This is a genomic window from Chryseobacterium sp. 22458 (genome assembly GCF_052044975.1).
In the GTDB taxonomy this organism is placed as follows: domain Bacteria; phylum Bacteroidota; class Bacteroidia; order Flavobacteriales; family Weeksellaceae; genus Chryseobacterium.
On the sequence record NZ_JBQEOA010000002.1, the window covers coordinates 77,345 to 96,139 of the forward strand.

Annotated in this window: 14 protein-coding genes; 1 reads left to right on the forward strand and 13 read right to left on the reverse strand. The window is 37.0% G+C overall.

Features of this window, described 5'->3' with window-relative positions; genetic code table 11:
• Positions 1-40 precede the first annotated feature (40 nt).
• Both ACTJJF_RS07670 and tsf read right to left on the reverse strand, forming a co-directional pair.
• Positions 41-3,385 (reverse strand): T9SS type B sorting domain-containing protein, encoded by a 3,345-nt coding sequence (locus ACTJJF_RS07670; RefSeq protein ID WP_440699266.1) that lies wholly within the window; start codon positions 3,383-3,385, stop codon positions 41-43.
• Positions 3,386-3,580: 195 nt separating this feature from the next.
• Complete coding sequence (tsf, locus tag ACTJJF_RS07675) at positions 3,581-4,405, reverse strand: translation elongation factor Ts (protein ID WP_312303223.1); 825 nt, start codon at positions 4,403-4,405, stop codon at positions 3,581-3,583.
• 144 nt (positions 4,406-4,549) lie between these two features.
• Between tsf and ACTJJF_RS07680 the strand changes: the two genes are divergently transcribed.
• Positions 4,550-5,323, forward strand: coding sequence for a DUF6759 domain-containing protein (locus ACTJJF_RS07680; RefSeq protein WP_440699267.1), 774 nt, complete (start codon positions 4,550-4,552; stop codon positions 5,321-5,323).
• Positions 5,324-5,379: 56 nt separating this feature from the next.
• Here ACTJJF_RS07680 and ACTJJF_RS07685 read toward each other — a convergent pair whose 3' ends face one another.
• The 11 genes from ACTJJF_RS07685 to accC all read right to left on the reverse strand — a co-directional run bounded on the left by ACTJJF_RS07685 (position 5,380) and on the right by accC (position 18,733).
• Entirely contained in the window at positions 5,380-6,336 is a 957-nt protein-coding gene (locus tag ACTJJF_RS07685; protein WP_065399506.1) for an acetyl-CoA carboxylase carboxyltransferase subunit alpha, read from the reverse strand.
• A 49-nt stretch (positions 6,337-6,385) separates the two neighbouring features.
• The gene (gene gltX, locus ACTJJF_RS07690; RefSeq protein ID WP_440699268.1) at positions 6,386-8,113 is read right to left on the reverse strand and encodes a glutamate--tRNA ligase; all 1,728 of its coding nucleotides are present in this window, start codon (positions 8,111-8,113) and stop codon (positions 6,386-6,388) included.
• A gap of 169 nt (positions 8,114-8,282) precedes the next feature.
• Positions 8,283-9,530 carry a glycosyltransferase gene (locus ACTJJF_RS07695; protein WP_440699269.1) on the reverse strand — a complete coding sequence of 416 codons (1,248 nt, stop codon included), beginning with the start codon at positions 9,528-9,530 and terminating at the stop codon, positions 8,283-8,285.
• Positions 9,531-9,579: 49 nt separating this feature from the next.
• Positions 9,580-10,479 carry a glycosyltransferase family 2 protein gene (locus tag ACTJJF_RS07700; RefSeq protein ID WP_440699270.1) on the reverse strand — a complete coding sequence of 300 codons (900 nt, stop codon included), beginning with the start codon at positions 10,477-10,479 and terminating at the stop codon, positions 9,580-9,582.
• A complete protein-coding gene (locus tag ACTJJF_RS07705) occupies positions 10,476-11,297 on the reverse strand; it encodes a DUF6492 family protein (RefSeq protein ID WP_312303240.1) in 822 nt (273 codons plus the stop codon). The genes ACTJJF_RS07700 and ACTJJF_RS07705 overlap by 4 nt, the downstream gene beginning before the upstream one ends.
• Before the next feature lie 6 nt (positions 11,298-11,303).
• On the reverse strand, positions 11,304-12,458 hold the full coding sequence (locus tag ACTJJF_RS07710; protein WP_440699271.1) for a glycosyltransferase: 1,155 nt from the start codon (positions 12,456-12,458) through the stop codon (positions 11,304-11,306).
• 78 nt (positions 12,459-12,536) lie between these two features.
• A complete protein-coding gene (locus ACTJJF_RS07715; protein ID WP_312303245.1) occupies positions 12,537-13,724 on the reverse strand; it encodes a glycosyltransferase family 4 protein in 1,188 nt (395 codons plus the stop codon).
• A gap of 3 nt (positions 13,725-13,727) precedes the next feature.
• Complete coding sequence (locus tag ACTJJF_RS07720; RefSeq protein ID WP_440699272.1) at positions 13,728-14,714, reverse strand: glycosyltransferase family protein; 987 nt, start codon at positions 14,712-14,714, stop codon at positions 13,728-13,730.
• 4 nt (positions 14,715-14,718) lie between these two features.
• On the reverse strand, positions 14,719-15,465 hold the full coding sequence (locus tag ACTJJF_RS07725) for a glycosyltransferase family 2 protein (protein WP_312303518.1): 747 nt from the start codon (positions 15,463-15,465) through the stop codon (positions 14,719-14,721).
• Between the two features lie 368 nt (positions 15,466-15,833).
• Entirely contained in the window at positions 15,834-17,081 is a 1,248-nt protein-coding gene (rocD, locus tag ACTJJF_RS07730) for an ornithine--oxo-acid transaminase (protein WP_440699273.1), read from the reverse strand.
• Positions 17,082-17,377: 296 nt separating this feature from the next.
• Positions 17,378-18,733, reverse strand: a complete 1,356-nt coding sequence (accC, locus tag ACTJJF_RS07735; protein WP_312303254.1) for an acetyl-CoA carboxylase biotin carboxylase subunit — start codon at positions 18,731-18,733, stop codon at positions 17,378-17,380.
• Between the last annotated feature and the right edge of the window lie 62 nt (positions 18,734-18,795).

Here is an 18,795-nt window from a genome sequence, read left to right on the forward strand (position 1 = left end):
ATGAAATACTTTTAATAAAATATAAATAAATGTTAAAAAATTATTCCCTATTTTTAATTAAAAGCCATCCTGAATATGAAACTGGTAATTTTGTATCAGGCTCTGTCCATCTTATTACATACCAGTAAGTTCCTGTAGGAAGGCTTCTGCCATTGGATTTTCCGTCCCATATATAGTTTTTATCAGAAGATTTGTATACAGAAGCTCCATATCGGTCTGCAACTTCAATCATGACATCCTGCTTTATTCTTAATTCAGAGTAGTTTAATACGTCATTGATGCCGTCTCCATTCGGAGTGATGGTATTGATAAGGTTGATGACCAGGAATTCTTTAGTCACATGACTACACCCGTCTGCTCCTAATACATACACGGTATGCAGCCCTCTGGATAATCCTGTGAAGACATTAGAAGTCTGATAATTGATTCCGTTTAATGAGTATTTATAAGGAGCTGTTCCTCCGGTTACAAAGACTGTAGCAGTAGATCCTGTCACGTCAATTCGGGTAATATTGGGAGCCTGAGATGCTGTTACGTTGACAAACTGACGGTATACACACCCATTGAATCCTAAATCTACATAATAAGTGCCCGCCCCCACAGAAATAGATTGGGAAGCAGCACCGGTACTCCATAGGTATGAAGTAAAGCCAGGTCCTGCATCCAGCATGATTTTCTCGTTGGAACAGATAACCTTGTCATTAAGGGTAGCAGATTTTTTAGGCGTTTTCAGATTAAGGGTCAGAACAGCAGTATTAGGACATGCTGTACTGCTCTGGAATCTTATATAGAAGATACCACCTGCTGCGGTAAGTGCCTGTGATGCTGCAATAGGATTGGTTCCTGTCTGGGCATTGGCTAATGAAGAATAAAAAGACAGAATTACTCCAGGGTCAGTGGTGAATAGGTTTTTATAATCATTAAGATTTAAAGTTTCAGAACCATTAAGATCATTGTCACAGATTTCAGCTTTTGCATTACCGGTTATCAAAGGTATTTTATTTCCGATGGTAAAGTTGATCTGTCCTAAAGCAGGAGGACATCCCCCTACATTGGCAGATACTCTTACATAAACCGTTGTATTGGCTGTAAAAGTCCAGTTGGCAGGAAGCGTATTGTTATTTCCGGCATTGGCATCAGCCTGGTTTAGGTAATAGCTTACCTGGAAGTTGGCAGGATTGGTTACAATCTGCGGAGTGACGGTGGCAAAATTAACATTCACAACACCCTCAAAGTTGTTATCACAAATAGTTGCGTTGAAGTTGGCGGTATTAAGGTTTGGAGTAGGATAGGCATTTAAAGTGATCGTAGCTGTTTGGGAACATCCATATATGGACGTTATTTTCACATATACTGTTCCGGCTGGCCCTGAATATGAAGCAGGAGCCATAATCTGACCTATAAGATTAGCATTGGTGAAATATGTTTTCGTGGCAGTAGCATCCTGTGTTACAACGGCAGTAGTGAGGTCAAATGTACCATTTCCGTTGGCTGCTGCGCATGAGCTCATAGAAGCATTACTCGTTTGAAGAACATGTGTATTGACTTCAATATTAAAATATTCAAACGCTGCAGGATTGCCATCGCCCTGAATGTAATAAGTAAATGTATCTGTAATATCAGCCGTAATACCTGGATTCGGGGTGTAAATAATCTGACCTGTTGTTGGGTTGATGGTAAGAGTTCCGTTGGCAGGTTGTACAATTACAGTGGTATAAGCAGGATCAACAGCCTGGGTAGAATTGGTGAGTACCGGATCGATCACTTTGGTATTACATGACCCGATATCAAAGACTGTTGTGGTGATCGGCGGACATTTCGTGTAATCATAGGCTGCTGTAAATCTTGATTCACAATTGTTTTTCGTAATATAACAGGTGTATAACCCTGAACCATATAAATCTGGATTGATGGTAGGGTTGGTCTCTCCAGGAATTATAGCTCCGTTAAGGTACCATTGATAAGCATCAGAGCCACTTTCTACTTCCAGCGATACCCCATGATAACAGTCTCCGGTTTTGGTAATCACCGGAATAGAAGAGAAACCTGCAAAATAACCTCCGTATCCCACAGCTCCGTTTCCTGCTGCAATTCCTGCAGTGACAGGTTTTGTAGATGTTACGGTAATATTTCCGGTAACATTGGTCTTTGAATAGGTAACCCAGTTAGGGTTTCCGTTTACAGGTACAAATCCTGTCACCTGAGCTCCGTTTACGGTTACTGTTGCTCCGGTCTGGGTAATAATATTAAGCTTAGTATCATAAGATGTATTACCAATCTTATTAATATATCCTATTTCATTAATTTCTTTAGGTAGAAAACAGCTTAATGGCGGGATAAAGTTCATTCCTCCTGTCTGATAAACCGTACTTCCGGAAGCTCCTGCAAGAAGCTGATATACATAGACATTTTTACTTGAGGAAATACTCATATTATAATTTCCATTACCCTGATTGATGTAGTTGTTACCTTCAATCATATAATAGTCACCTGCATTCAGGTTTACTCCGTTCACAGGATTTCCGTTTACGGTAAGGTTGGTTCCGTTTTCTGTAGCAACAATCATTGCTTTTTCCATTCCTACACTATTAGGCCCGTTTCCTTTTACCATGATAAAATCTTTCCCAAGTCTTTCCGTAGGCACGGCCTGGTCCATTAATATATCTACGTTGGTATTGTTTTGAGCGGTATAAAGACCATTGAAGTTTCCGTTAGTTACCGATATCGGCTTATTGGCAACAATTTTAGCTCCTAATAATCCTCTTCTGTTAGTCGTTCCGCCCATATTACTATTAACATCAAGAATATAGGATTTCCCTTTACTTAGAGTGAAGGTTTTGGTCGCTGAGCTGGTACCGTTAGAGAAAATAATATTAGGGTTGTATCCCGATACGGTTACTGTGGTATTGTCTTCCGTAGCTGTTACTCCTACTGTGGAATTTACATAGTCTTTTGGTGAGGTTGTAGGCGCAGTTCCGATGAAAAATGTTTTTCCAACCCCTGCCATTCCTTTAGAAGTAATAATTTCAGCCTGTTGGGGAACTGAAAACCTGAAGTTGGCAAAGAATTTTTTAGTTCCTTTTACATGCAGTCCCATCGTGTTTGCGGTAAACAGATTGTTTGGCGTGGAAGCAATCATGTAATTGTTCGGAATGGTGAGCTGCACAGGATTGTTTTTACTTACCTGTACCGTAGAAAATACAATGTTGTTATTAGAAACCTGCACTGAAAACGGAGTGGTTTCGTTGGTTGATAAATATAAGAAACATTCCGGTGTTCCCTGAAGAGAGCTTGCAGACATTGGGGCAAACCAATGCTCACTGTCCAGTTGTGCATTAACGATTAAGCAAATAAAAGTGCAAAAAGCGAGTAGAATTTTTTTCATGCGTTATTATAAGGGCCGCAAATTTAAGCATTAATGGTCAACTTTTTATATAAAAAAAACATTGAAACTGAGTTTTTGGTTTAATTGCTGAATATTTAAAGTTGGCTTCATATTGCGTTAATGATCGCTGTATTTTCATAAAAAAAATCCCGGTGAAACTTTCACCGGGATCAGATATTTTTTTAAGTATACGGATTATAAGCTTACTCTTACAAATCCTGTTACTTTTAGATCTCCGTTTACAGATTTTACATAGTCAGCAACTGAGATATTTCCGTCTTTAATGAAGTCCTGGTGTACCAAAGTGTTGTCTTTGTAGAATCTCTGCATTTTACCTTTAAGGATATTATCGATAATGTTTGCAGGCTTACCTTCTTCAGTAAGTTTGTGTCTTTCGATCTCCAATTCTCTGTCGATAGTTTCCTGAGAAACAGCATTCTCGTCAAGAGCGATTGGGTTCATAGCAGCAACCTGCATAGAAACAGCTTTAGCAGCTTCGTCAGCTCCGTCTACTTTAGCAGAAAGAGAAGTGATTGCAGCAATTTTGTTTCCAGCGTGGATGTAAGCTCCTAAGAAATCTCCCTGGATTCTTTCGAAAGATCCGATCTCGATTTTCTCACCGATAACTCCTGTTTGCTCTACTAATTTCTCAGCAACAGTGATCCCGTGGAAGTCAGTAGCTAAAAGTTCTTCTTTAGTAGCAGCGAAGATAGCCATTTCAGCCAATTCGTAAGCTAGCTCGATGAAAGCCTCGTTTTTAGCAACGAAGTCAGTCTCACAATTTAAAGAGATGATAGCACCTAAAGTGTTGTCCTCGTTTACTCTTGCGATTACTGCACCTTCAGTAGACTCTCTGTCAGCTCTGTTAGCAGCAACTTTCTGTCCTTTTTTTCTAAGGATATCTACCGCTTTTTCGAAGTCTCCTTCAGCTTCAACTAGAGCTTTTTTGCAGTCCATCATACCTGCACCTGTTTGGTTTCTTAATTTCGCTACGTCTGCAGCAACTGGTGTATAAGACATAATATCTATTATTTTTTTATTTAAGATTAGTATTAATTTTTAGCTTAAATTTAGAGCAGTGCAAAGATAATGATTTTAATGATAAACTAAAAAATGACTTTTCACGTTATTAATATATTTAATACTATTTTAAAGATTTGATTAATGAAAAAAATCTTCCTCCTTCTATTTATATGCATTTTTTCTCTCGGTTTTAGCCAGAAAAAGAAGAAATCAAAATCTAAAGCTGTTGTAGAAAAAGAGACCGTTATTATTTATACAGAACAAGAAGCTGAAACTTCAAAGGAGACAAGGGTGATTGCCGGTTTTATTAAACAAAATCCGGGGCATGCCCGCAATGATTACTTTAAAAAAAGGCTGATGGAAATTATCATGGCCGATAATTCTCCTGAAGCAAAGCCTACCATTAAACCTATAAGTAAAGAAAAAATTGAAAATATCGTTAAAAATAACGAGCTGAACAGTGGTAAAGTAATTGCGGCCAATAAAGCAACAGCCACCAAAACTGAAAATAATACCAATAATTCTGATAAAGTAAATAATGCCATCAATGCATTGAAAGAAGAAAGACTGGCGAGCTATGCTTCGGCAGGTACTGCAAAAAGTGCCGGTACTTCTGCTAAAGCAGGCCCAAGTGAAGCCAATAAGAAAACTGCAGCCATGCTTACCCATCTTTTTAATAATGATATCAATAAAAATGAAGCGTATATCAACATTAAAAACAGATCTTCCTGTAATCTGATTGTAAAAATCAATGGTAAGAAATACTATAATCTGAGTGTTCCTGCCAAAGGAGAAAACTTCATTCTGATTGATAAAGGAGAATATGTTTTGACAACCATGGTGTGTGACGCCAAATATTCATCATTGAAGAAGATTACTCAGGATATTGAGATTGCTCTCAATGTATCTGATTAAAAGAGAAGGAAACTAAAGTAAAAAAGGTTAAGAAGCAATTCTTAACCTTTTATTTTTTATCCTTTAAACTGACCCATCGCAATGAATTTATCCTGTCTCTGGGTTTCAAGCTCCTGTCCTGTAAATTTGGAAAAAGCTTTGATATTTTGTAAAATAGAATTTTTCAAGTTTAAATAAGTGGTCTCCTGATCATAGTGAGCACCTCCAAGCGGTTCCTCAATGATTCCGTCGATGAACTTTTCTCTTAAGGCATCAGCTGGAGTAAGATTCAATGCATTGGCCGCATCTTCTTTGTGATCCCAGTTTCTCCATAAGATAGAAGAGCAGCTTTCCGGTGCAATTACCGTATACCATGTGTTTTCCAGCATGTATACCTTATTTCCTACACCTATTCCCAATGCTCCGCCACTGGCACCTTCTCCGATGATGTAAGTGAAGATAGGTGTCTTCAGCTGAACCATTTCAAAAATATTTCTGGCAATAGCTTCTCCTTGCCCTCTTTCTTCAGCTTCCAACCCAGGGTAAGCTCCCGGTGTGTCTACCAAAGTTACCACAGGAATGTTGAATTTCTCAGCAAGCTTCATCAGTCTTAAAGCTTTTCTGTATCCTTCAGGATTAGGCATCCCGAATCTTCTGTGCTGTCTTTCCTTAGTCGTTCTTCCTTTTTGAGTTCCTATGATCATCACTCTCTGACCATCAAGGGTAATCAATCCTCCAATCATTGCCGGGTCATCAGCGAAATTTCTGTCTCCGTGAAGTTCTAAGAAACTGCCTTTGTCTGCCATTCCGTTGATGTAGTCCAGGGTATAAGGACGATCCGGGTGACGGGACAGTTGTACTCTTTGCCAAGGTGTAAGATTGCCATAGATTTCTTTTTTCTTTTCTAAAATCTTATCCTCAATCTGGCTGCATGCTAATTTTACATCAACACCACTTTCTTCTCCTACTAAAGAACACGTCTGGTATTGGTCCATCAATTCTTTGATAGGAAGTTCGAAACTTAAATATTCCATTTCTTGAAGTAAATTAAATCTTTCAAATGTATGAAAAATTATGGTAATTTTATTTAAAATTATTTATAGCATTGCTTATTCTGGCGCTACTTTCCTCTTTTCCAATGATTTCCAGAATGTCCGGAACATCTGGCCCTTTCAATTCACCTACCAAAGCCAAACGGAGCGGCATCATTACTTTACCCATCCCCAGTCCTTTGTTTTCTGCGAAATCATGCATGGTCTGCTTTAATGTTTCTGCAACAAAGTCTGTAGATTCAAGGGCTGCTGACAATTCACCTAAAATGGCAGATGTTTCTTCATTCCATGCTTTTTTAGATGCTTTTTCATCATAAGATGTAGGGGCTTCAAAGAAGAATTTCCCGTTTTCATAGATATCTTTAGGGAAAGTTGCTCTTTCTTTCATCAGAGGAATTACTTTTAAAAGCTTTTCGTCAGAAGCATTGGATAAGTCAAGACCTGAGTTTTTAAGCATCTCAAGAAGTTCTTCATCCGTTTTCATCTGAATATACTGGTGGTTGAACCATTCTGATTTTTCTTTGCTGAATCTTGCCCCTGCCTTATGTACCTTATGAAGATCAAATTCTTTAGCCATTTCATCCAGAGAAAGAACTTCTTTATCATCTGCAGGAGACCATCCTAATAATGCCACCATATTGATGAAAGCATCAGGAAGGTAACCGTTTTCTCTGTATCCTTTAGAAACAGCACCTGTTGCAGGATCTTTGAAATCAAGCGGGAATACCGGGAATCCGAATTTATCACCGTCTCTTTTGCTTAATTTTCCTGAAAGGCCTTTCTTTAAAAATAGCTTTACCGCAGCAGTTAATGGATTGTCCTTATCATTTTCCCCCAGCATCGATTTGAATCTAGGGCTTTTTACTTCTGAGAAGAATGATTTGATGACCGGAGCAGCTTCATCAAAAGAGAATTGATCGTTTTTCGCCACAAATTCATCCGTGAAAGATTTTGTGATTCCGTCAATATTATCTTTATTGATTAATGCTGAAACATCAGGTTTTAAAATTAGAGAAAGGTGGGCAAACTGCGGTGCTTCCCAGCCCATTGCTTCATATAATAAAGTATGCAGCCCTAAAGATGGCAGCCATTCTTCACCACGGATCACGTGGGAGATTTCCATTTCGTGGTCATCAATGATGTTGGCGAAGTGGTAAGTAGGCATTCCGTCATTTTTTACCAGAACTTTATCATCTAAAGTATTGGTATTTACAGATGATTTTCCACGGATGATATCTTCAAGATTTAATACTCTGTCAACAGGCATTTTAAATCGTACTACATACGGTGTTTTTTTTAGTAATAAGGTTTCAACCTCATCTTCAGAAAGAGCAAGACTGTTTCTTAAACGATTCCTTGTTTTGTTATCATAAGAGAAAACTTCTCCTTTTCCCTCGAATTCTGCACGGATGGCATCCAGTTCTTCTGCTGTATCAAAAGCAATATAAGCATAATCTGTTTTTAAGATCTGCTCTGTATATCTGTCATAGATGTCTCTTCTTTCAGACTGTCTGTAAGGGGCAAATTTCCCTCCTTTCTTAGGGCTTTCATCAGGGATGATTCCGCACCATTCCAAAGCTTCTTCAATATATTCTTCAGCACCTTCCACATATCTGGCGGTATCTGTATCTTCAATTCTCAATACAAATTCTCCCCCTTGATTTTTTGCAAAAAGGTAATCATATAATGCGGTTCTTACGCCTCCCAAATGTAAAGGTCCCGTAGGACTTGGAGCAAAACGTACTCTTACTTTCTCCATTTCAATTAAAATTTTGTGCAAATTTACTTAAAGTAACCCGAAAAAATGAATTGTTTAGAAGGATTCTGCAGCAATCGGGTTATAAAACAATAAACTACCCGTTTTCATAGGTAGTTTATTGTTTTATAAAAAGAGTCTGTCTTTGTGAATAAAATTTATTGTATTCCGTTTATTTGTTTTTTATCTTTTTAAAGAAAAGGTTGATCTTTTTCCTGATTTTATTATACAAAGTCCGTTCAAGATAGTTGACTCTCTTATTTAATTTTTCAATTTCACTCAAATAAAAGACATCATTGGCATTATTGGAGGTCTTGTTTTCCGTTGTTTTCAGATATGAATTCTCAATAAAGCCTAATCTGATTTTAAATAAATTCCCTATAAACTCAATGGAAAAATTATTTTCGATCTGGAGCCTGGCATATTCCCTGATGTTGTTCAGGGATTCAAAATGATCTTTGATGTACTGTAGTTTCTCAATCGCATCAGCCAGTCTTGGTTTGGCCAGAGTAAGCCCCTCGTCAATCAGCCCTTTTGTGTTGGATGTTTTTATGAAGTCATACTGAATAAGAAAACTGTTGTTCACATTCATAAAATCAAGATTACCGGAGTATCCTGTTCCTACCACAATTTTTCCATAGGCCATAGCTTCTGCCATCGTCAGGCCGAAACCTTCTGAACCATGAAGTGAAATCAAAATATCGGACTGCTGAATTAAAGAATGTAATTTTTCTTTGGAGAAATGCTCATTGATGATAATAACATTCGGAATGTCGGTATAGCTTTCCAATGCTTTTTGTGCGTCCTTGCTTCTTTCAAGATTATGGGTTTTTACGATTAAAACACTGTCTTTGCTGTCTTTAAAAACCGAAGTAAAGGCTTCGAGGGTAGCTTCAGGATTTTTCCTGATGGTAGTACTCAGTGAATCAAAAATAGTGAGATAAACTTTCTGACTGCCGGAAATACCGTATTGAGCCGGGTCAAAATCTTTTGACTCTGCTAATTTCTGAATAGGGTGGGAAAACCTGATGACAGGAATTCCGGTATATTGTGTGAAAATATTGACGCAGAAATCACTCGGAACCCAAAGCTCATCAAACGCTCCTAAAATCTTGATGACCTTGTCTGAAACCTCCGGAAATTCCCAGGCCCAGTAAATAATATTATAATAGTCATTCAGTTTCATGTCCTGATTTTTAGAGAAAAAATCACTGATGAAATTAATATTGATATGGAAAATATTAATGGAAGCCTCATTTTCTGAAGCAGTATCGTCAATTCTCTCGAAAGTTTCACTGGAATAATTAATCCGGTTTACTCTGATACCAATTGTTTCAAGAGCTAAAGCATTCAGCCGGGTTGCTTCGGAAATTCCAAAGTTGCCATTAAAAAAGCCATGATAATTCACACTCAACTGCATAACCTGTAATGTTTTTAATTTTTCTTCTGTAAAATCCAGAGTTTATCTGTCAGAGACGTTTTTTTATTTTGTATTTTATTTTTTCTATGAAGCTCCTTTTCACTTTATGCTCTTCATTTTCGTGAAAATAATTGGCTCTCCATGGTTTATCCGACTTGGTGACCAGCTCAAATAAAATTCTGTTTTTTTCAGCCAGCTTAAGTCTTTTCTGATATGTTTCGTCATCCAGCAGATTTTTATCTGTAGTATACGATATTTTTTGATAATGGTTCTGATGAAGTACAATAGGTTGATCAATAATCTCTATCTGTAGACCTTTTAATTTGACCCTGTGTAGAAATTCATTGTCATCAAAAGCAATTCCCCTTGCAAACCTTTCGTCAAAACCTCCTAAATCGTATAAATTTTTCTTCGTAATGGCTGCGCAAAAATGATATGCTTTGGGATTGGTTACAGAATGATTGTACCAGCAGTCCAGCCCATCTCCGATATATCCTACATTATTATCCGCCATTAATTTCTGAAGCTTTCCAGGATTTTTCAATAGGGTATGCAGATTATCCGTACTTTCTATTCCAAGCGAAAAACAGGAAAAACTTATATAATTATTGTCATTGATATGCTTTTGGGCATATTTTAATACATCACCATAATGAAGGCATTCAGGGTTTTGTAAGATCACAATATCACCCTTAGCCTCTCTGAAGCCAATATTAAAAGGAATACATGAGTTGAAATACCATTTATCCGCTTTTTCTAATCTGATGACCTTTAAGAAGGGGTATTGTTCCGTCAGATCTTCCAGTCTTTCTTCTTCATCACTGCCGTCATCCACAGCAATAACTTCCAGTTCCATTGAAGGATCCGGAGATTGGATTACAATACTTGAAAGGGTATTTTCAAATAATTTTTTCCGGTTGTAATAGGCTGTAACTATTGATATTTTCATTTAAATAATAAGAATTTTCTCTTTTTTATTTTCCAGTTACTCTGAAAAATAACTCCCAAATAATTTTTTTTCAGTTTGTCAATATGATAAAACTTTTTCTCAAGTGCATATTGTTTTTCGTAATGATATACTTTAAAAAATCCTTCTATAGGATAGATATCGATCAATCTTGTCTTTAGAAGATATTCTCCGTATATCACACATTCTGAAGGGGTGGTTATGGCATCAATATCGTTAAAGAAATCTACAAAGCTTTTATTTTGTTCCTTTAAATATACTTCAATTAAATGTTCCCAGACCTTACAGCTCCAAAGATAAGGTGACGGACCATAATCCCACTCTTTTCCTTTGTTTCCGAAAAAAGGACGGGTTGCTCTTAAAGCTTCCTTAAAGAAAATTTTTTCAGAATCTATGCCTATGTTTTCCATGGTCTCCAAAAAAGATTTGGATTCATGCATAATGGTATAAGGTGTTTTATCATCATACATAAAGTCTGAGTAATAAAAATCCCGGATGAATTCTGAATCTGCATCTACACACAGATAATTTTCACAGATCCCCAAACGGTAGACGTTCACCTTTATAATTTGCTGGTATCTCCAGCCGTCTTTAATATCACACTGAATTACCTCCGAGTCTTTAATCACTTTATAATTGCTGATTCTCTCCTTAAAGAAATCAAAATCAGAATCATTTACAGAAATAATAACGGGAATATTATCTTTATTATGCTTTTCTATAGATTGTAAAAGAATTTGTGTTCTTTCAAAATCGGGTCTGTAGGTTTTTACAAATAAAATTAAAGGAGCTGCAGCCATGGTATATTAATTTAAAATTGACTTCCAAAGCGCAATGGCCTTGTCTTCCGTAAAATTGTTTTTGAAGAACAGAATGGCTTCTTCTTTTTGTTTTTCATACAAAACAGGATCACTGATAAGCTGCATGACAATATCAGCAAACTTTTGGGGATCATCACTTACCTGGCAGCCGTTTCCTGTTTTCTGAAAGAATCCGTCCACAGCTTTATCGGTTCCCACTACCGGTATACCGAAGGATAAGGCTTCCACTACTTTTATTTTGATGCCGGTTCCGCCAAGCATCGGGCAGATGGCTACTTTACTTTTATGATAAAACTCTTTAAGCTGATCCACAAAGAAGAACTTTTCAATATTGTTGTGGTCTGGGATACGCTTGCAGATCCTTCCTATCACACATATTCTGATATCACTATTCAATAACGGCAACACATGTTCTATAAACCAGTTGAGAGCATCTACATTGAACGGATTATCTGAACCTACAAAAATAAGATCATACTCTTTCCTGATAGCTTCAGTTTCAAAATTTTCCGGGAAGCTGGGCGGAATATTAATGACCTTATCTCCTAAAAAGCTTTTAAAAATAAAGTGTTCTTCATTGGATATGGTAATCACCTTGTCATAGAACGCCAGATTCTGAATTTCTTCATTAAATTTTTCCCCGATATTGAGCTTTTTATTTTTGTAATATTCATTAAGGGTGATCCAGTCATGCGTATCAACGATGGTGGTGGCCCCCTTCAAATCTATTTTTCTGATGAGATCTGTCCAGAATTCATAATTGATCAGAACATAGTCATAATTCTTTTTCTGATAGAATTCCGCAAATGTATCCAGGAAATACCGGGTATAAAAGTAGCCGTTATTTTCTGTTTTTTGCTTCGTGAATAACTTTATGATTTTGTATTTCCAGTAAGTATAGCTTGATAAGTCTCTTACCGGTCTCCTTTTCAGGATCAGAACATCGTCAATGATATTTTTATCTACACTTTCAACCGAATCATCGAAGCCTCTGTAAAACTCATCAACGCCCACCAGGTCAATATTCAATCCTAAAGATTTTAAATGTCTGAGATTGGTATATGATCTTGCTACATTGCCCGCTCGTTTTGAAAACGGGTTTTCCGGGAAAAAAAATAATATTCTTTTATTTGAGTTCATTCTAGCGATTAGTTATTTGAAATAATATTGAATGTAAATCGTCAAAAAAGTGATGTAATTTACATTTAATAAATTGAATTATAATCTTTTGAGCTTTTCTTTTACCTCTTCGGGAGAAAATGCTCTCAGACTGTCAACAGAGTTCCGGCTTAAGGTGTTCCAGAGCTCTTCATTACTGTCCAGTTCAAGGATGGCGTCTGCGAAACTCTTTTCATCATTGGCTATCAATACATTTTTTTGATCTGTAAGTTTCATTCCTTCAGCACCGATGTCTGTGGTAACAACAGGGAAGAAATATTCAAAAGCCTGGCCGATCTTTCCTTTCACACCGGCACCGAATCTCAGGGGAGCTACCATGATCTTTGATGTCATAAACAGCTCTTCGATGCTTTCCACAAAACCTAAAAATTTAAATTTCGGAAATTGTTTGATATCCAGCTTTTCAGCCACATTACCAATGATGCTTACTTCGAGTTCAGGATTGGTTTTCCAGACGAGGGGCATGATCTTTTCATAGAGAAACTTTACAGCATCAATATTCGGTTCATGAATAGAGCCGATGAAAATAATTCCTTTGCTTTCATTGAAGCTTTTCCTTTCAGAAATATCAATTTTAGGATAATGGATATTGGAAACGGTAATGATTTTATTTTTATCCGCATACTGAGCCATGATTTCTTTTTCTTTGTCAGAAATGGCAATGATATAATCCAGCTGCGGGGCAACAACCGTTTCCAGGCGGAAAAAGTGTTTGTAGTTTTTCTTTAATGAAATACGGTTCGGTTCCAGTTCTATAGCTCTTTTAAACCTTAAAAAATGAATGTCTACCATGTCGTAAATAAAACGGGTATCCGGCAGGATGCTTTTCATTTTTTTATAGAACAGATTCAGGGCAAGTGGACCATTGAACCAGACGTAATCTATATTTTTAAATGAGGAGAGAAAATCATAGATATTTTTATGCCTGCTGTTTTCAACGAAAACAATGATATTATGCTGCTGATAAAACTTCACATAAGAATTGTCTTCAAAGATATGGGGGGCAAACAGAATACAGTTGTATCCAAGTTCTTTATAGATCAGAATAAGCTCTTTCAGCCTGTTGGCACCAGACTCTTTATCATGGGCAGGAAAATCTCTTGAGGCAAAAAGGATTGTTTTTTGGGAAGCATCATACAGGTGAATGTTGACGATATCCTGAGTCTGAAGATGTTTGAGTCTTTCGTTTCTCTCGAAGTGTTTTTTTATTTTTTTTAAGATCCCCATTTGTTACTTTTTAGTGTCCAGCTCAAAGACTTTGTTCACCCAACTGTCCAGTGTATATCGGTAGTAGATTTCATCCGGAATTTTTTCGTAAGGTTTTTCAAAGAAAGATTTGTCAAGATTACTGATATTTTCATTTAAAATCAAAATATTATTGGGATTGTAAAAATCATAAGTGGTAATGGCCTCATTATCGGTAATGATTTTCTTTTCCAGAGCCATGGCTTCAAACACTCTGAAGCTAAGGCCATATTGCCCTTCACGCATCAGATCCAGAAGAACCTTTGAGTTTTTATAATATTTGGGAAGATCATTATGAGGAATCTTTTTGATACTGAAAATCAGGAACAGATTTTTTGGAACTTTAATGAAAATATTGGTGAGCTGATGCTTCCATGATTTTTTTCCGATCACCATGATCTGGAACTTCAGTCCCTGATCGATCAGCTTTTTAGCTAATAATTTGATCATAGAAACTCTTCGGTTGTCATAAGACGTGATGTAGAAGAGATCCATTTTCGGGTGCTGGGTTTCTTTAGGGGTATGGGGAAGGTAGATATAGTTGGTGATTTTTTCAAAACCGTGCTGCTCTACATCCATCTTGTCAAAAGAGAAAACCTTATCAAAAAGATAAAGTTTATCCTCTACCGGAACTCTTTCAAGATTGTCATAAAGATAAGTGATCAGCCTGTCTGTATATTCCCGGATCTTTTTAAGAGTGGAAAGATCGAAGGTATCAGGATTCAAAACCAAAATCTGGTCCTGATGCCCAAGCTGTTCCAAAGAGTCAAGAACGTATTTCTGTCTCTTTTCCGTTTTAAGGTTTTTATTTAAAAATGTTTTGCTTAAAGCATTGACTGCTCTTTCGTTGAAGTTGGAATGAGTAACGGAACTGATTTTTATATGATGCGCATAAATACCCCGTTTGCATAATGTTTCAACAATATACTTATCATAATCCCAAAAATCATAACTAATGATACAAATCTTCATCCAACTAATTTTGCTCTTTTTTTAATGATTCATATGTTTCAAACACACTTAAAGATTGAAGGTAAGATAGCTGATATCCTTCCTTTCCGTCTAAAACACCAAGTCTCATTATATAGGCTTTAAAGAATTTAAAAGCTGTTTTAAGATATTGAACTAAAACACTGTACTTTTTCCCTTTTGCAGCCAGTTCTTTTCCCTTTAAAACTCCGTAGTGAATCATTTTCTTTTTATATGACTCATAATCTGAAACGGAATAATGAAGTAATTTATTTTTTAAAATCCCGATGCTTCCGTTCACTTCCAGCGTTTCATGTACTTTTTTCCCTTCCATATATCTGGCTTTGGATTTCCGGAAAAGCCTGAAGTTTTTATCAGACTGTGTTCCTGAAAAGTGGATCGGTTTTTGGCCAAAAAAGAATTTCCTGTAAAAATAATAGGCGTCCTTTTGTGCAGGTTTATTGAGCTCTTCTATAATTTCCTGTCTCAGGGCAGGAGTAATTCTCTCATCTCCATCTAAAAATAATACCCAATCGTTTTTGGCAGCATCAAGCGCTAAATTTCTTTGTTTTGTAAAGTCTTCAAATGTATTCTGAATCACCTTTACATGGGGGAATTGTTTGGCAATTTCTACAGTTTTGTCCGTGCTGAATGAGTCTACTATGATGATTTCATCACAAAAATCAAAGCATTCAAGGACCTCCTGTATATTTTTTTCTTCATTGTATGTTATGATCAAACCACTTATATTCATCACAACGATTTGTTTAATAAGGAAATACGTAATATCTCTCTTAATGTCATTCTAAATAGTTTTAATCTTCAAAGATAAGTTTTAATTTGAATTTTATAGACGAATCTTTGTCATTTATATCTATTCTCTATATCCCGCTGAAATACTGTGCTGAAGGCAGATTTCATTTTATCCTGATTCATACAGCAAATACAATTCCTAAATTGAAAAAAGCCTGATTTTTTATATATTTTTAAGAGTATTCGGGGTAAATATCATGCTTTGATATAATAAGGGTATGGCTTACTAACACCATACCCTTATTTTTTCAGGAACCAGCAATTGAAATACTGCTGATTATATTATTGCATCACTCAAGAAAATCTCAGTTATCTGTACTCAAGAATTGTTTTTTCAATAATTTTTACACAATCCATCAGTTGTTCCTCAGTGATCACTAATGGTGGGGCCAATCTGATGATGTTACCGTGCGTTGGTTTGGCCAGTAATCCGTTTTCTTTCAGTTGCAGGCAAAGATTCCATGCGGTAGAACTTTCTGGAGTATCGTTGATCAGGATTGCATTCAAAAGTCCTTTTCCTCTTACCTTGGTAATCAGGTCAGATTTTTCAATGATTTTTTCAATTTCAGCTCTGAACAGTTGTCCGAGTTGTTCCGCTCTTTCGGATAATTTTTCTTCAGCCACTACATCCAGGGCTGCTACTGCCACTGCACAGGCAATAGGGTTTCCTCCGAATGTAGAACCATGTTGTCCCGGTTTGATCACATTCATGATATTGTCATTCGCTAGCACTGCAGATACAGGATACATCCCTCCGGAAAGTGCTTTTCCTAAGATCAGAATGTCCGGCTGCACATCTTCATGATGGCAGGCAATTAATTTACCTGTTCTGGCAATACCGGTCTGTACTTCATCAGCAATGAAAAGAACGTTGTATTTTTTACATAGTTCAGAAGCTCTTTTAAGGAAATTTTCATCCGGAACATATACTCCGGCTTCTCCCTGGATAGGTTCTACAAGAAATGCTGCAATAGTATCTGCTTCTCTGCTCAGAACTTCTTCCAGGGCAGCAATATCATTATAAGGAATCTTGATAAATCCTGGAGTAAAAGGGCCATAGTTCTGGTTGGCATCAGGATCGTTAGAAAAAGAAACAATCGTTGTTGTTCTTCCGTGGAAGTTATTTTCACAAACGATGATCTTTGCTGCGTTTTCTGAAATTCCTTTTACTTCATAGCTCCATTTTCTGGCAAGCTTTACAGCAGTTTCCACCGCTTCAGCTCCGGAGTTCATCGGTAAAACTTTGTCAAACCCGAAAAGAGTTGTGATCTTTTGTTCGTATTCTCCTAATTTAGAATTGTAGAATGCTCTTGATGTTAAAGCCAGTTTTTGTGCCTGCTCTACCAATGCTCCTACAATTTTAGGGTGGGAGTGGCCCTGGTTCACAGCAGAATATGCTGAAAGAAAATCATAATACCTTTTGCCCTCTACATCCCAAACGAAAACACCTTCTCCACGGTCCAGAACTACTGGAAGAGGGTGATAGTTATGTGCTCCATGTTTGTCTTCAAGGTCAATAAAGTACTGTGAGTTTTTTGTTGTTTCTGCTGTTGACATATGTTTTGGTTTTCAACAAATTTACGTAATATTAATCAGATGAATGAACAAATACCTGATGCAGTTAATAGTCAGATTTGAAGTAAATTTTGAGGCAGAATAAAGTCCGGTCAGAGAATATTTTCTTTACGAATAGGGAAGTTGTAGGTATTATATCTTTATAAGTACAGGATTTTTACAGGTTAATTTTTATTAACGGTTGGTGAAATGTTTCAGGGAAGTGTAATGTTCTTATAGGGTAAAATAAAAAACTGCCTCAAAAAGAGACAGTTTCAAATTTTTATTTTTAAATAATCTTAGTGATTATCATATTTTCTATCCATTACAAAATCCTCCATGAATTTTGTAGTGTAGTTTCCTGCAAGATAATCTTCATTATCCATCAGTTGTCTGTGGAAAGGAATTGTTGTTTTTACTCCTTCAATATAGAACTCCTCAAGGGCACGTCTCATTTTTGCAATAGCTTCCTCACGGGTCTGAGCCGTAGTGATAAGCTTAGCGATCATAGAGTCGTAGTTGGAAGGGATTGTATATCCGGAATACACGTGAGTATCTACTCTGATTCCGTGTCCGCCAGGGATGTTTAATCCTGTGATTTTTCCCGGAGACGGTCTGAAGTCTGCGTAAGGATCTTCAGCGTTGATTCTACACTCGATGGAGTGTAATTTAGGGTAATAGTTAATTCCTGAAATAGGAGTTCCTGCTGCAAGAAGAATCTGTTCTCTGATCAGGTCATAATCAATTACCTGCTCAGTAATAGGGTGCTCTACCTGGATTCTTGTATTCATTTCCATGAAATAGAAATTTCTGTGTTTGTCTACAAGGAATTCGATAGTTCCCACCCCTTCATATCCAATGAATTCAGCAGCTTTTACAGCAGCTTCACCCATTCTTTCACGAAGCTCATCTGTCATGAAAGGAGAAGGAGTCTCTTCAGTTAATTTCTGATTTCTTCTCTGTACAGAACAATCTCTTTCAGAAAGGTGGCAAGCTTTACCGAATTGGTCACCCGCAACCTGGATTTCGATGTGTCTGGGCTCTTCAATCAGTTTTTCCATGTACATCCCTCCGTTTCCAAAGGCTGCTACAGCTTCCTGAATAGCAGATTCCCAGTGATCTTTAAGGTCTTCAGCTTTCCAAACAGCTCTCATCCCTTTACCACCACCACCTGCAGTTGCTTTGATCATTACAGGGTATCCTGTTTCTTCAGCAACTTTTACAGCGTGTTCGTAAGATTCGATCAAACCGTCAGAACCTGGTACGCATGGTACACCTGCTGCTTTCATGGTAGCCTTAGCGTTTGCTTTGTCTCCCATTTTTTCAATCTGTTCAGGAGAAGCACCGATGAATTTGATACCGTTCTTCTGGCAGATTCTTGAGAAGTTAGCATTTTCAGATAAGAATCCGTATCCCGGGTGGATTGCGTCTGCATTGGTGATTTCCGCTGCAGCAATAATATTAGGGATTTTAAGATATGAGTCTTTGCTCATCGCAGGACCGATACAAACCGCTTCATCAGCAAATCTTACGTGAAGACTGTCTTTATCAGCAGTAGAGTATACCGCAACGGTCTTGATCCCCATTTCTTTACAAGTACGTAAAATACGCATTGCAATTTCGCCACGATTGGCTATTAATATTTTTTTGAACATCTTCTTCAATTTGAAAATTAGATAATTTGAAAATTAGATAGTGTTATTTTAATGTAGAATTT